Source organism: Bradyrhizobium sp. 2TAF24 (assembly GCF_052115025.1).
Lineage (GTDB): Bacteria > Pseudomonadota > Alphaproteobacteria > Rhizobiales > Xanthobacteraceae > Bradyrhizobium_A.
Map to the genome: position 1 here is coordinate 168,415 of NZ_JBFRFW010000012.1, position 13,217 is coordinate 181,631.

Consider the following 13,217-nt stretch of genomic DNA (forward strand, 5'->3'; position numbering starts at 1 on the left):
ATCTCGTTCACCGCAGACCCTTAGTCCACTTAACCCTACAGCCTTACCAGGTAAGCCTGCTCCCCGCTGAGCACGAGTTCGCCGCGCTGGTTGTGCACGGTGGCTGACAGCGTCAGCACCGCGGTGGTGCGCTGCGGCTTCACACTGGCGACCGTCAGCGCCGGATAGAGCGTGTCGCCGGCATAGACGCCTTTGTGGAACTGCGACGACTGGCTGATGAAGCCGACCAGCGCCTCGCCAATGACATGGGGAAACAGCCCGGCGCCGGCGGCGGTGAAACACAGCACCTGCAGGCCATGGGCGAGCAGGCCGGGATGGCCCTGGCGGCGGCAATATTCGACGTCGTAGTGGATGGGGTGGTTGTCGCCGGACACCACCTGGAAGGCGGCGAAGTTCGCTTCCGTCACGGTGCGGCTCGGCAGGCGGAACACCTCGCCGACGGCGAGGTCCCGCACCGGCCGCGTCGGCACCACGCGATGGGCCTGCGGATCGAACGGCGCGGCGGTGGCATGATCAGTCATTTCGTCTCCTCTTTGGCGAGCTCGCAACCGCCCTCGGCCAGCGGCCGCCAGGCGTCCTCCGGCGCGATGGTCGCGATTACCTTCTCATAGTCCCACGGCCCCTTCGACTCCGCGGGGGTCTTGACCTGCACAAGGTACATGTTGCGCAGCACCTGGCCGTCGGCCCTGATCCGCGCATTCTGCGACATGAAGTCGTCGACCGGAAGCTTGCGCATCGCCGCGGCGACCGCATCGGCGTCATCGGTGCCCGCCGCCTGCACGGCTTTGAGGTAGTGCATCACGCCGCTATAGACGCCGGCCTGGATCATGGTCGGCGCCTGCCCGCGCCGCCGCGCCATGAAGCGCTCGCCGAATGCCCGCGTCGCCGCGCTCTGCGTCCAGGAGAACGAGGTGGCGTAGATGATACCCTGCGCCGCCTGCAGGCCGAGGGAATGCACGTCGGTGATCAGCATCAAGAGCGCGGCGATGCGCTGGTCGGCGCTCTTGCCGATGCCGAACTCGGCCGCCTGCTTCAGGCTGTTGACGGTGTCGCCGCCGGCATTGGCGAGCGCGATCACCTTGGCCCTGGAGTTCTGCGCCTGCAGCAGGAACGACGACAGGTCGGAGGCGCCGAGCGGATGGCGCACCGCGCCGAGCACCTTGCCGCCCGCCCTCGCGACGAAGCCGGAAGCGTCGCGCTCCAGCGCATGGCCGAAGGCATAGTCCGCGGTCAGGAAGAACCAGGTGTCCTCCTTCTGCTTGAGCAGCGCCTTGGTGACGGCGGAGGCCTCCGCATAGGTGCTGTAGGTGAAGTGGAAGCCATAAGGCGAGCACTGCTTGCCGGTGAGGTCCGAACTGCCCGGCCCCGAGATCAGAAAGATGCGCTTCTTGTCGCGCACGATGCCCTGGATCGCGAGCGCGGTGGCGGAATTGCCGCCGTCGGCGATGGCGTCGACGCCGCCCTCGTCGATCCAGCGCCGTGTGATCACCGAGGCGATGTCAGGCTTGTTCTGGTGGTCGGCGGCGACGATCTCGATCTTTTTGCCGAGCACCGTCGGGCCAAAATCCTCGACCGCGAGCCGCGCCGCCTCGACGGCGCCCTCGCCGCCGAGATCGGAATACAGCCCGGACATGTCGTTGATGACGCCGATGCGCACCACATCGCCGGACACCTGCGCCGCGGCCGGCGCGGCGGCGAAGCCGGCAAGCATGCCGAGCAGTGCTGCCAACCGCAGCCGGCCGGATGCGCGCGTCATGGGCTCTCCCTTTTCGTTCACGACCGTCATCGTCACGCCTCCAGCAGCTTTGCGACCTGCGCGGCAGTTGCCGGCGCGTCATCCAGCACCAGCGCGATGGCGCCCTGCTCCCAGCGATCGTCCGGCAGCGCCAGCGGGTCACGCGGCGACAGGCGATGCTCCAGCACGAAGCGCGCCAGCAGCGCGCGCCGCGGATCGACGCCGGGACGGCTGCCCTCCCATGCCAGCAGCACCGCCGAGGTGGCGTGATAGAGCGCGCTCGCGGCCAGCCGCACCGCGGTCTGCGACGCGGGATCGCGCGCCACCTGCTCCGCGAACGCGATCGCTTGCTCGAACGCGGTGTGCAGGCGCTGGCGGAACGCCGCCGGCAGCGCGGTGGCCTCATCGAGGCGCGCCGCGAGCGTCCGCCGCAGCACGGCTTGCGCGCCGCTCCTGCCGACCGCGCGACTGACGATGTCCTGCGCGTTGATGTTGCTGGTGCCTTCCCACAGCACGCCGATATGGGCGTCGCGCACCAGGCGCGCATGCACCCATTCCTCGATGTAGCCGTTGCCGCCGCGTATCTCCATGGCGCCGGTGGCGACCGGAATGTTGTCGCGGCAGGCGCGGTATTTCAGCAGCGGCGTCAGGATGCGCACGAGGTCGGCGGCGTCGTTGCCCCCGGCATGGGCCGCGTCCATCGCGCTCGCCGCCAGCATCGCCACCGACAGCGCCTGCTCGGCCGGCACGATCAGCTTCATGAGCTGGCGCCGCAGCAGCGGATGATCGATGATGGTCTTGCCGAAGGCGACACGACCGCGCGCGCAGGCCAGCGCCTCGTTGACACAGCGCCGCATCATCGCCGCCGCCCGCACGCCGTGCGACAGCCGCGACAGGTTGACCTGCTCCATCATCTGCTTGAGGCCGCGGTCCGGCGCGCCGACGAGGTAGGCGACCGCGTTGTCGAGGCGGATCTCGCCGCTCGCCATCGAGCGGGTGCCGAGCTTGTCCTTGAGGCGCACGATGCGGTAGCTGTTGCGCCGGCCATCCTCGAGGCGGCGCGGCAGCGCGAACAGCGCAAGGCCGGCGGTGCCGGCGGGCGCGCCCTCCGGCCGCGCCAGCAGCAGCGCGACGTCGGCATCGGCATGGGAGCAGAACCACTTGTCGCCGCTGAGCCGCCAGACGTCGCCGTCGCGGCGCGCCACGGTCTCGATCGCGCCGACATCGGATCCGCCGGCGCGCTCGGTCATGAACTGCGTGCCCTTCCACAGCGTCGCCATGTCGGCCGACAGCATCTTCGGCAGCAGATAGGCCTGCAGCTCCGCGCTCGCGAACTTGCGGATGAGATGGATCGAGGTGTCGCTGACGCTGATCGGACACATCAGCCCGAACTCGGCCTGCACGAACAGGTACTGGAAGGCGTATTTCGCAACCACCGGCAACGGCCGGTCCATGCCGAGCACGCCGGCGCGATGGGTCATGGCGTGGAACTGGAAATCGCCGAACGCGATCGCCTCCATCTCGCGGTAGGCGGGATGATAGTCGATCCAGTCCTCGTCGCGGCCGAAGCGGTCGCGGGGGTTGAGCACCGGCGCATGGCGGTCGGCGGCGCGCGCCAGTTCGTCGAGCCGGCCGCCGGCAAGCGCGCCGAGGCGATGGAAGTGCGGTTCCAGATGGCTGACATCATCGGCCGGCAGATAGAGCCGCAGCAGGTCGCGCACGCCGCGATCGATGGCGTAGAAGTTGAGCCCGCTACAATCCGGCGCGACATGGCGCGCGGCATCAGCCTGCGGAACGGGCGCGGCATCGGCCGGCCGCGGGGAATGGGGGCGTCCATGCATGGCGTGTTCCTCCGTGCGGTCGGCCGCGTGTGATTGGGAGCGGAACGGCCTGACCGGCCGGCATGCCGCGACGCGGGCGTGCCGTGGCCGGAGCATTTCGGAGCCGCCCCCGCCTTGTCCAGCGTGCCGCGCCGCACCGCCAAAAGATTTCAGATACGTGAAAGGAAATCCGGGCACAGGCCGGATCACAGGGCCATGCATCGCCCGCAGGCTCGCCGCCATTGACGATCGCGCCCGCACCGGCCCACACTCCGGCGCACAACAGGGCGACACGCAATCGCCCGCATCCGCATGGGATTGGGAACGCCGGGATGACGGGAGCCCGCTCAGACGTACCGCGCTCGGACGCGCCGCGGCCGCAGCGCCGCGGCCGCCGGCGCATCGCCGCCGAACGGATCTGGGCGCGGGTCGACGATCCCACCGCCACGGTGATCGAAGCCAACCGCTGCGACGATTCCTTCCGCGCCGCCGACGCCGGGCCGGAACCGGCGACGGTGAAATCGGCGCATCGCGTGCTGCGCATCTTCGAATACTTCGCCGAGATCCAGCGACCGGCGTCGATGACCGAGATCGCGCGCCGGCTCAGCTATCCGCCGTCGAGCACCTCGGTGCTGCTGAAATGCCTGGTCGACCTCGGCTATCTCGACAACGATCGCAGCACCCGCACCTATGTGCCATCCGCACGCATCGCGCTGGTCGGCGGCTGGCTGCGCGAGCGCATCCTGCCGGGCGGTAACCTCGAAACCATCGTCCGCGAGCTCAACGCCGCCACCGGCCTCACCACCTTCGTCGCCAGCCGCAACGGGCTCTACAGCCAGTACATCAACGTGGTGCAGGGCACGACGCCGGTGCGCTACTATCTCGAGCCCGGGGGCCTGCGCCTGCTGACGCGCTCGACGCCCGGCCGCGTGCTGCTCAGCCTGATGGACGACGACGAGGTGCGGCGCATCATGCATCGCATCGCCGCCGACGGCCTCGCCACGCCGCCGATGCGCTTCGCCGAGCTGCAACCGGCGCTGGCGGCGATCCGCGCCCAGGGCTTCGCCTACACCCGCGACATCGGCACGCCCGGGCTCAGCACCATCGCCATGCAGCTCACGCCGGCCGGCCGCACGCCGGCGCTGGCGATCGCGGTGGCCGGCGCCAGTGCCGCGATCGAGGCCGAGGCGCGCGGCATCATCCGCCGCATGCGCGACCTGATCGCGCGCGAAGCCCCGGGCGCGCTGCCCGCCATCGATCCGGACGCGCCGCCGCACGCGACCTGATGCCTCACCTCGCCTCATCCCCCACACCTCCCAGGAAGGACATGACATGCTGCTCAACGGCCTGCGGGTGATCGAGCTCGGCCAGGCGCTGGCCGCGCCGTTCGCCGCCGAGATCCTCGCCGACCTCGGCGCCGACGTCATCAAGGCCGAGAAGCCGGACGGCGGCGACGACGCGCGCCACTGGGGCCCGCCATTCTGGCACGACGACGCCGCGCTGTTTCATCAGATGAACCGCAACAAGCGCACGCTCGCGGTCGACCTCAAGGACGATGCCGCGCGCGGCGGCTTCATCGCCCTGATCGGCAGCGCCGACGTGTTCCTGCACAACCTGCGCCCGGGCGTCGCCGACGCGATGGGGATCGGCGCCGCTGATATGCGCGCGCGCTTTCCCCGCCTGATCTATGGCGAGCTCGGCGCCTTCGGCCATCGTGGACCACTGCGCGAGCGGCCGGGTTATGAGCTATTGCTGCAGGCGTTCGGCGGGCTGATGAGCATCACCGGCGAGTCCGGCGGATCGCCGGTGCGCTGCGGCCCCTCGCTGGTCGATCTCGGCACCGGCATGTGGGCGGCGATCGGCGTGCTCGCGGCGGTGATCGAGCGCGCCCGCACCGGCCAGGGCCGGCTGATCCAGGCGTCACTGCTGGAGACCGCGCTGTGCTGGGGTGGCATCCATGCCGCCAATTATCTCGCGTCCGGCGTGGCGCCCAGGCCGGAGGGCGCGAGCCACCCGTCGCTGTTTCCCTATGGCGCGTTCCAGACCCGCAGCGGCCCGCTGATCATCGGCGCCGGCAACGACCGCCTGTTCGCCAAGCTGGCGCGCGTGCTCGGTCATCCTGAGTGGGCCAGTGACGAGCGCTTCAGCACCAACCAGGCGCGGGTGCGCCATCGCCCGCTGCTCAACGACATGATCACCGCCGGCCTTGCCGCCGACGATGCCGCCGTCTGGGCGGAGCGGCTGGAGGCCGCGGGCGTGCCCTGCGCGCCGATCCAGAGCATTCCGCAGGCGCTGGCGCATCCGCAGACCGCGGCGCTCGGCCTGCTGCAGCGTCCCGACGCGAACACCCCGGTCGAGCTGATCGGCCTGCCGCTGTCGTTCGACGGCGTCCGCCCCGCCATCCGCCGGCCGGCCCCGCGCCGCGAAGCGGCCGGTGCGGCCGTGATCGCCGGATTGTCGATCGACGAGGCGTGGGAAAGGTGATGCCCGCCGATCCGAAACAAGCCCGGGCTGTCCGATTACCGCTCAGTGCCAGCCGTACGCACCGCGTCATGCGCAGGCTCGATCTGCGGCTGCCCGCTTGCCCTGCGAAAGCAATCGCCTTTTGAATGGCCTAAACGGGTTGACGGTAGCCGCCGTCTGAGACACGCGGCGCTCCCTTATTTTCCAGCGTCATGGCTTCCCCCTATCGCGCTCCCGCGATCGCGGCCGCTCCCGGGCTGCGCCGAGATGCTCGACCAGCACGAGCAGCGCTTCGCGCACGGCGCTGCTGTCGAGGGTCGAGAACGCCTGGACAAGGCGCAGCGACTGTTCGGTCTTTGCCGTGTCGTCGCTGTGCCGCTCGTTATCCCGCCGACTGGATGCCATCATGCCTCCCCGCCTTCGCGCCCTGCCCTGATGGTGGCAATGGCCGCAGATGGACTCAGTTCCGCCCGTTCCCCTTGCCGCGGCGCCGCGGTGCCGGCGATACGGCGCTGGCCGGCGGCGATGCGCAACTGGATCGCCTCCGACCACACCACGTTGCCGGGATCGCGGCCGCCGAGGATCGACAGCAGCAGCGCTGGCTGGTCGCTGAGATTCACGAACGAGCGCATCACCCCAGGCGGGCAGCAAATCCCGTCGAGGTAATCGAGTTCGACGCTATCGCCCCCGTCGGTGCCCCACGACACCCGCCAACGGCCGGTGAGGCAAATGAAGGTCTCTTCGGTATCATGAGAGTGCAGCGCCGCGCCGTTGCCGGGTTCGGCGCGGATGAAATCGATATGATAATTCTCCGCCCTCTCGACCTTGTGCCGGAGATCCTGCTCGGCGGTGCCGCGGCCGAGCGCGCCGAGCAGCGTGCGGCTGTGCCCGGGAATCGCCGCGTCGATGAAGGCGAGATCGTTCGAGGGCAGCTCGCCGAAGCGAAACACGCAGTTCAGCATCTCGTCACGCGAGATCATTCGCGAGCGGCCGAACCAGGCGCCGATGGCCGTGTTGTAGGTCACCGCAAGCTCCTTGCGATCGCCCTTGATATTCATCAATCCTCTCTCCCGTCGGTTCGTGAACGTTGAGCAGTCATCCCTTCACCGCGCCCGCGGTCAGACCGGCGATGATCTGGCGCGCGGCGACGAAGGTGAAGATCAGCGGCGGCAGCGCCACCAGCATGCCCGCGGCCATCAGCCGGCCCCAGTCGACGCCGACGTCGGTGATGTAGAGGTAAACGCCGTAGGGCAGCGTGCGACTGGCGCGGTTGGTCAGGATCGAGGCCAGCACCAGCTCGTTCCAGCCGATGCGGAAGGTGAAGATCGCCGCAGCGGCGAGACCCGGCTTGAGCAGCGGCAGGATCAGCGTGAAGAACAGCCGGTATGGCCCGCAGCCGTCCACGGTCGCCGCCTCCTCGAGCTCGACCGGCACCTGCTCGACGAAGCCGTACAGCAGCCAGATCGTGAACGGCAGGTTCAGCGCGACATAGGAGATGACCAGCCCGGTAAGGCCGTCGAGATGGAGCGGCGTCAGGATGAAATACGCAGGGATGGCGAGCACCGCCGGCGGCACGGTGCGCAGCAGCAGCGTGCCGATGGCGAGCGAGGAGCGGCCGCGAAAGCGGAAACGCGACAGCGCATAGGCGCACATGGTGCCGAACACCAGCGTCAGCAGCGTCGCGGCGATGCTGACGATCACGCTGTTGGCGAGATAGCCGAGGAAACGGCCCTCGAGCACGCTGCGATAGTTTTCCAGCGTCGGCACCGCGAGGAAGGTGAAGTCGCCGAAGGTCTGGCTCTGGGTCTTGAGCGAGGTCGACAGCATCACCAGGATCGGCAGCACCGAGAACGCGGCGAGCAGCGCCAGCACAGCGAAGCGCAGCGTGTCGCCAGGGCGCGGCACGGTGAACCGCGCCACGGGCGCATCGAGACCAGCAGGCAGTTCGCGGACGGCGGCGTCCTGCATCTCAGCCTCCCCTGCGCCGCATCGGATGGCGCCATGCCAGCAGCAGCGCGCTGAGCACCGTGGTCACCACCAGCAGGCACACCGACAGCGCCGCCGAATGTCCCATGCGCTGGGTGACGAACGCCGACTTGTAGATGTGCAGCGAGAACAGCTCGGTCGCGAGCCCCGGCCCGCCGTTGGTCAGGGCGTAGACCACCTCCAGCCCGCGCAGCGCATCGATCAGCCGCATCAGCACGGTGATCATCAGGATCGGCATCAGCAGTGGCAGCTTGATGTAGCGGATGATCTGCAGTGGCGAGGCGCCGTCGATGCGTGCCGCCTCGACCGCGGACGGATCCAGCCCCTGCAGGCCGGCCAGCGCCAGGATGAACACGAACGGCGTGAACTGCCAGATGTCGGTGATGCACAGCGCGGCGAAGGCGAGGTCCGGCTCGGCGAGCCATGCCGGCTTCCATCCGGCGAACCCGAGCAGCGCATTGACCGGGCCGACATTGACATCGAACATGTAGCGCCAGATCAGGCCGACGCAGATCGGCGCGATCATCATCGGCAGCACGAACAGCGTGCGGAACACGCTCATGCCGCGAATCGGCTTCTCCAGCAGCAACGCCAGCGCGACGCCGAGCCCCATCTCCACGGCGACGACGACGGCCGCGAACTGCAGCGTCACCAGCATCGAGGTGCGGACCGAGGCATCCGCCAGCGCCTCGGCGAGGATCGCAAGACCACGGAACGCCTGCGGCGTCGGCGCCTCGCCGAGCCGCACCTCATAGAACGACAGCCGCACCGCCTCGACGACCGGATAGAACAGGCCGAACAGCATGATCAGCACGGCCGGCGCCGCGAACACGTACGGCGCCAGCCTGCGGTCGAAACCGAGACGCCCGAGCATCGTCGCCCTCAGGTCTTGTAGTAGCCGGCGCGCGTCAGGACCGCCTTGATCTCCGATGCGGCGGTCTCCATCGCGGGCCCGATCTGCGCCTTGCCGGTCGCGATTTCCGACAGCCGCAGGCCCAGCACCTTCTCGGAAATCTCGGTCCATTCGTTGATGATCGGGCGCCAGTCGGGATTGGAGATTTCCAGGCACTGGCGATAGACATCGACAGGATAGATCTTCTTCACGTCGGGATGATCGAGCGTCGCCCAGCGCGTCGGCTGGCCGCCCTGCGCCGTCACCCGCACGTCCTGCGCCGCCGCCGTCATCCACTGGATGAAGGCGAACGCTGCGTCGCGCCGGCCCGAATTCCTGGGGATTGCCATGCCGAAACCGCCGAGTTCGCCGGAATGACGCACCGCCTTGGGATGCACGAGATAGCCGACGGTGTCCGTCACTTTAGAGCGCGCCGGATCGCGCGCCGGGCCGAAGATCGAGATGGTGTCGCAGTACATCGCCGCCTGCCCCTGCAGGAAGGCATTCATGCACTGGCCGAAATCGAACGCGGCGCCGCCGGCGGGGCCGGTGTCGATAAACGTCTTGTAGACTTCGGTGGCGCGCAGCGCCGGCGCCGCCGCGACCTGCGGTGCGAACCGATCGTCGATCACCTGGCCGCCATACGGCGACAGGTGGTTGAGCCAGCCCGCCGTCACCTGGTGGCCGGCCTGCGCGCGCTGCGCGAGGCCGCCCATGCCGCCTTCCTTGTCCTTGATGACGCGCGCCGCGGCCAGCATCTCGTCATAGGTGCGCGGCGGCGTCAGGTCGTGTCTGGCGAAGATGTCCTTGCGGTAGGCCAGCACGCTGCATTCGGCGCCGTAGGGAATGCCGTAGAGCTTCGCACCCGGCCCGGGCAGGTAGCCGCGCGGCCCGCCGACGAGGCCGAGCCCTTCATAGTACGCCTTGATGATGCCGGCGCGGTCGTAGTCCTTCATCGCCAGCCGCTCGTCGGCGAACAGCGGCTCCAGCTCGGTCAGGAACTGACGCTGGACGTATTCGGTCTTCCACATGATGACATAGACGACGACGTCGTAGTCGCCCTGCGGCTTGCTCATCTGCAGCACCTGCGCGTCCTTCATCCGCAGGTACTGCATCTCGTCGAGCTCGACCTTGATGCCGGTGGCGGCGGTGAAGTCGGGCAGCAGCTTCTTGGCCGCTTCATAGTGCGGATGCGCCGGCCAGTTGACGACGATGGTCTGGCCCTTCAGGGCCGCCCAGCCGCTGTCCGCGGCGCGGGCCACGACGGGCGCGGCGAACGCCGCCACCGCCGATCCGAGTGAAGCCTTGAGAGCCGTACGACGTGAAATGCCCATCTCGTCCTCCCCTGTGGTCTTCTCCTGACGCGCGCATGGCGGTGATGCCCGCCGTCCGCTCGCCGATCATCCGGGCGATCGCTGCAATGCGCGCCCCGGGCTTTTGCGCCTCTGGCTTTCTTCTTATGTTATCGATAACATCGATGACGGCCCGCGACAAGTCGCTACCCTCGCGGGAACCCGACTCAAACGATTGCTCGAAGCCATGACGCGCCGCCCCAAGATGTCCGACGTCGCCCGGATCGCCGGCGTTTCCGCCATGACGGTGTCGCGGGCGCTCAAGCAGGACAGCGCGGTGTCGCCGGAAACGCGCCAGCGCATCCTCGGCATCGTCAGGGAGATCGGCTACGTCCCGGACCAGATCGCGGGCAGCCTGTCGTCGCAGCGCTCGGGCTTCGTGGCGCTGCTGGTGCCCTCGCTCAACAATCCGCATTTCGCCGAAACCACGCACGCGCTCGCCGACACGCTGCAGACCGCAGGGCTGCAGATCCTGATCGGCTATACCAACTACGAGAGCGATCGCGAGGAACCGCTGCTCGCCACGCTGCTGCAGCGCCGCCCGGAGGCGGTGGTGCTGGTGTCGGACGGCCATTCGGCGCGGTCGCGCACGCTGTTGCGCAAGGCCGCGATTCCGGTGGTCGAGATCTGGGACTGGCCGAGCCATCCGATCGAGCACGTGGTCGGCTTCTCCAACGCCGATGCCATCGCCCGCACGGTGCATTTCCTCGCCGCGCACGGCCACCGCCACATCGCCTATCTCGGCGAAACCAACGACCGCGGCACCCGCGGCGCGCGCCGCCGCCAGGGCTTCGTCCGCGCCATGGAGGACCTCGGCCTGCCGGCGCTGCTGCACGATGAGGCCGCCCCGCCGATCAGCATGCTGCAGGGCCGCGCCGCGCTGCCGCGCATGCTGGCGCAGTGGCCGGACCTCGACGCGATCGTCTGCGTGTCCGATCCGGCGGCGTTCGGCGTGCTCACCGAGGCGCAGGCGATGGGCATCGACGTGCCCGGCCGTCTCGCCGTGGTCGGCTTCGGCGACTTCGAGGTGTCGCGCTGCTGCCTGCCCGCGCTCACCACCACCGTGGTCGACGGCCCGCGCATCGGCCGCGAGACCGGGCAGTTGCTGCTGGAGCTGCTCGGCCACGCCCCGCATGACGACCACGGCGCGGCGACCGGGGATCGCAAGCCGCGCCGTATCCGCATCGACACGGCGCTGGCGCCGCGCGGCACCACCCGCGCCTGATCCCCGTCCCCGCCACGCGGCCATTGCACCGCCCGGGCCGAAACCTCTATGATGTTATCGATAACAAAAATCGCGCCCCGGGTCGCGGCGCGCACACGCATGGAGGCGGCGGCGGGGATGGACGATCGCGCGCGGCGGCGGCGAACCTGCGTGATGCTGCTGATCGTGGCCGGCGGCGGCGTCCTCGCGGCCGGCCTCGGCAGACTCGTGGCCGGCGCGCTGTCACCGGCCCACGCCGCCCATGCCGCGCTGATGATCTATGCCTGGGGCATCCTGCTGCCGGCCGGCGCCATCGTCGCCCGCTATTTCAAGGTCACGCGCGACCAGGATTTCCCGCGCGAGACCGACAACCGTTTCTGGTGGACCTGGCACCGCGTGCTGCAGACCGCCGGCCTGCTGCTCGCCACGCTCGGCCTCGCCACCATCTGGTCGATCTCTACCGCCGGCGGCGCCGGCGCGATGACGGCGCATGGCCGACTCGGGCTCACCGCGCTGGCGCTCGGCTGGCTGCAGGTCGCCGGCGCGCTGCTGCGTGGCACCATGGGCGGGCCGACCGACACGCGGCTGCGCGGCGATCACTATGACATGACGCCGCGCCGGCGGCTGTTCGAAGCCCTGCACAAGACCGGTGGCTGGCTGACACTGGCGCTCGCGGTCGTTGCCCTGATATCTGGCATGGTGCTGGCCGATGCGCCCGACCTCGCCCTCGCGGCGCTCGGCGGGCTGATCGGCCTGCATCTCGCCGCCGTCGTCCATTGCGCCTGCACCGGGCGCTGGACCGATACCTACCGCGCCATCTGGGGCCATCCGGCGCCGCGCCACGGAGCACAGCCATGAGACCGTTCGTCAGCCATGATTCCCGCTTCGACGCCCGCACCATTGGCCACGCGCTGCTGGAGAAGCTGTTCACCGGCTGCCGCTGGGCGGAAGGGCCGGCCTACTTCGCCGCCGGGCGTTACCTCGTGTGGTCGGACATCCCCAACGACCGTCTGATGCGCTTCGACGAAACCGATGGCTCGGTGTCGGTGTTCCGCCAGCCCAGCAACAATGCCAACGGCAACACCACCGACCGCCAGGGCCGCCTCGTCACCTGCGAGCATCTCACCCGCCGCGTCACCCGCACCGAGCACGACGGCACGATCACGGTGCTCGCCGACCGTTTCGAAGGCAAGCGCCTGAACTCGCCGAACGATGTGGTGGTCAAGTCCGATGGCTCGATCTGGTTCACCGACCCGACCTACGGCATCGACAGCGACTATGAGGGCATCGCCGCGCCGTCGGAGATCGGCCGTTCCAACGTCTACCGCCTCGATCCCGACAGCGGCGCGCTGACCGCCGTAATCACAGACCGCGTGCAGCCCAACGGCCTTGCGTTCTCGCCGGACGAAAAGACCCTCTATGTCGTCGACACCGGCGCATCGCACCAGCGCGATCTCCCCGTGACCATCACGGCCTATGCGGTTGGTGGCGACGGTCGCACGCTCGGCGCGTCGTCGACGTTCGCGACTTGCCCGGAAGGCTTCTTCGACGGCTTCCGCTGCGACATCCACGGCAACATCTGGACCTCGGCGGGGCGCGACGTGTTCTGCTACGCCCCGGACGGCACCCACATCGGCACCATCGCGATCGGCGAGATCGTCGCCAACGTCTGCTTCGGCGGGCCGCGCCGCAACCGCCTCTACATCTGCGGCCAGACCTCGCTGTACGCGATCTATCTCAACACCCGCGGCGCGGTGTGAGGCGC

Annotated in this window: 13 protein-coding genes; 5 read left to right on the forward strand and 8 right to left on the reverse strand. The window is 69.2% G+C overall.

Annotation, left to right across the window (positions count from 1 at the left end; translation table 11 throughout):
• Positions 1-35: 35 nt before the first annotated feature.
• From AB4Z37_RS19580 to AB4Z37_RS19590, 3 genes are read right to left on the reverse strand one after another with little or no spacing between them, the layout of a single operon-like run.
• On the reverse strand, positions 36-521 hold the full coding sequence (locus tag AB4Z37_RS19580; RefSeq protein ID WP_441518411.1) for a MaoC family dehydratase: 486 nt from the start codon (positions 519-521) through the stop codon (positions 36-38).
• Positions 518-1,756 carry an ABC transporter substrate-binding protein gene (locus tag AB4Z37_RS19585; RefSeq protein WP_441518412.1) on the reverse strand — a complete coding sequence of 413 codons (1,239 nt, stop codon included), beginning with the start codon at positions 1,754-1,756 and terminating at the stop codon, positions 518-520. The genes AB4Z37_RS19580 and AB4Z37_RS19585 overlap by 4 nt, the downstream gene beginning before the upstream one ends.
• Positions 1,757-1,788: 32 nt before the next feature.
• On the reverse strand, positions 1,789-3,576 hold the full coding sequence (locus AB4Z37_RS19590) for an acyl-CoA dehydrogenase family protein (protein WP_441518413.1): 1,788 nt from the start codon (positions 3,574-3,576) through the stop codon (positions 1,789-1,791).
• Between the two features lie 311 nt (positions 3,577-3,887).
• Here AB4Z37_RS19590 and AB4Z37_RS19595 point away from each other — a divergent pair, with 311 nt between their 5' ends.
• Positions 3,888-4,841 carry an IclR family transcriptional regulator gene (locus tag AB4Z37_RS19595; RefSeq protein ID WP_441518414.1) on the forward strand — a complete coding sequence of 318 codons (954 nt, stop codon included), beginning with the start codon at positions 3,888-3,890 and terminating at the stop codon, positions 4,839-4,841.
• Between the two features lie 46 nt (positions 4,842-4,887).
• Positions 4,888-6,039: a CaiB/BaiF CoA transferase family protein gene (locus AB4Z37_RS19600; RefSeq protein ID WP_441518415.1), complete on the forward strand. Its 1,152-nt coding sequence runs from the start codon at positions 4,888-4,890 to the stop codon at positions 6,037-6,039.
• 189 nt (positions 6,040-6,228) lie between these two features.
• Here the strand turns inward: AB4Z37_RS19600 and AB4Z37_RS19605 are convergent, their stop codons facing one another.
• Genes AB4Z37_RS19605 through AB4Z37_RS19625 form a run of 5 tightly spaced genes read right to left on the reverse strand, consistent with a single transcriptional unit; the run spans position 6,229 to position 10,230 of the window.
• Positions 6,229-6,426, reverse strand: coding sequence for a hypothetical protein (locus AB4Z37_RS19605; protein ID WP_441518416.1), 198 nt, complete (start codon positions 6,424-6,426; stop codon positions 6,229-6,231).
• Positions 6,423-7,076, reverse strand: coding sequence for a cupin domain-containing protein (locus tag AB4Z37_RS19610; protein ID WP_441518417.1), 654 nt, complete (start codon positions 7,074-7,076; stop codon positions 6,423-6,425). Before AB4Z37_RS19610 ends, AB4Z37_RS19605 begins: the two co-directional genes overlap by 4 nt.
• A 37-nt stretch (positions 7,077-7,113) precedes the next feature.
• Complete coding sequence (locus AB4Z37_RS19615) at positions 7,114-7,986, reverse strand: carbohydrate ABC transporter permease (RefSeq protein ID WP_441518418.1); 873 nt, start codon at positions 7,984-7,986, stop codon at positions 7,114-7,116.
• A 1-nt stretch (position 7,987) separates the two neighbouring features.
• Entirely contained in the window at positions 7,988-8,878 is an 891-nt protein-coding gene (locus AB4Z37_RS19620; protein WP_441518419.1) for a carbohydrate ABC transporter permease, read from the reverse strand.
• A gap of 8 nt (positions 8,879-8,886) precedes the next feature.
• The gene (locus tag AB4Z37_RS19625) at positions 8,887-10,230 is read right to left on the reverse strand and encodes an ABC transporter substrate-binding protein (protein WP_441518420.1); all 1,344 of its coding nucleotides are present in this window, start codon (positions 10,228-10,230) and stop codon (positions 8,887-8,889) included.
• A gap of 205 nt (positions 10,231-10,435) precedes the next feature.
• On the opposite strand from AB4Z37_RS19625, the gene AB4Z37_RS19630 reads away from it, so the two are divergent.
• The 3 genes from AB4Z37_RS19630 (at position 10,436) to AB4Z37_RS19640 (ending at position 13,212) form a co-directional block, all read left to right on the forward strand.
• The gene (locus AB4Z37_RS19630) at positions 10,436-11,473 is read left to right on the forward strand and encodes a LacI family DNA-binding transcriptional regulator (protein WP_441518421.1); all 1,038 of its coding nucleotides are present in this window, start codon (positions 10,436-10,438) and stop codon (positions 11,471-11,473) included.
• Between the two features lie 117 nt (positions 11,474-11,590).
• Positions 11,591-12,310, forward strand: a complete 720-nt coding sequence (locus tag AB4Z37_RS19635; RefSeq protein WP_441518422.1) for a cytochrome b561 domain-containing protein — start codon at positions 11,591-11,593, stop codon at positions 12,308-12,310.
• Entirely contained in the window at positions 12,307-13,212 is a 906-nt protein-coding gene (locus tag AB4Z37_RS19640) for an SMP-30/gluconolactonase/LRE family protein (protein WP_441518423.1), read from the forward strand. The genes AB4Z37_RS19635 and AB4Z37_RS19640 overlap by 4 nt, the downstream gene beginning before the upstream one ends.
• Positions 13,213-13,217: the final 5 nt, after the last annotated feature.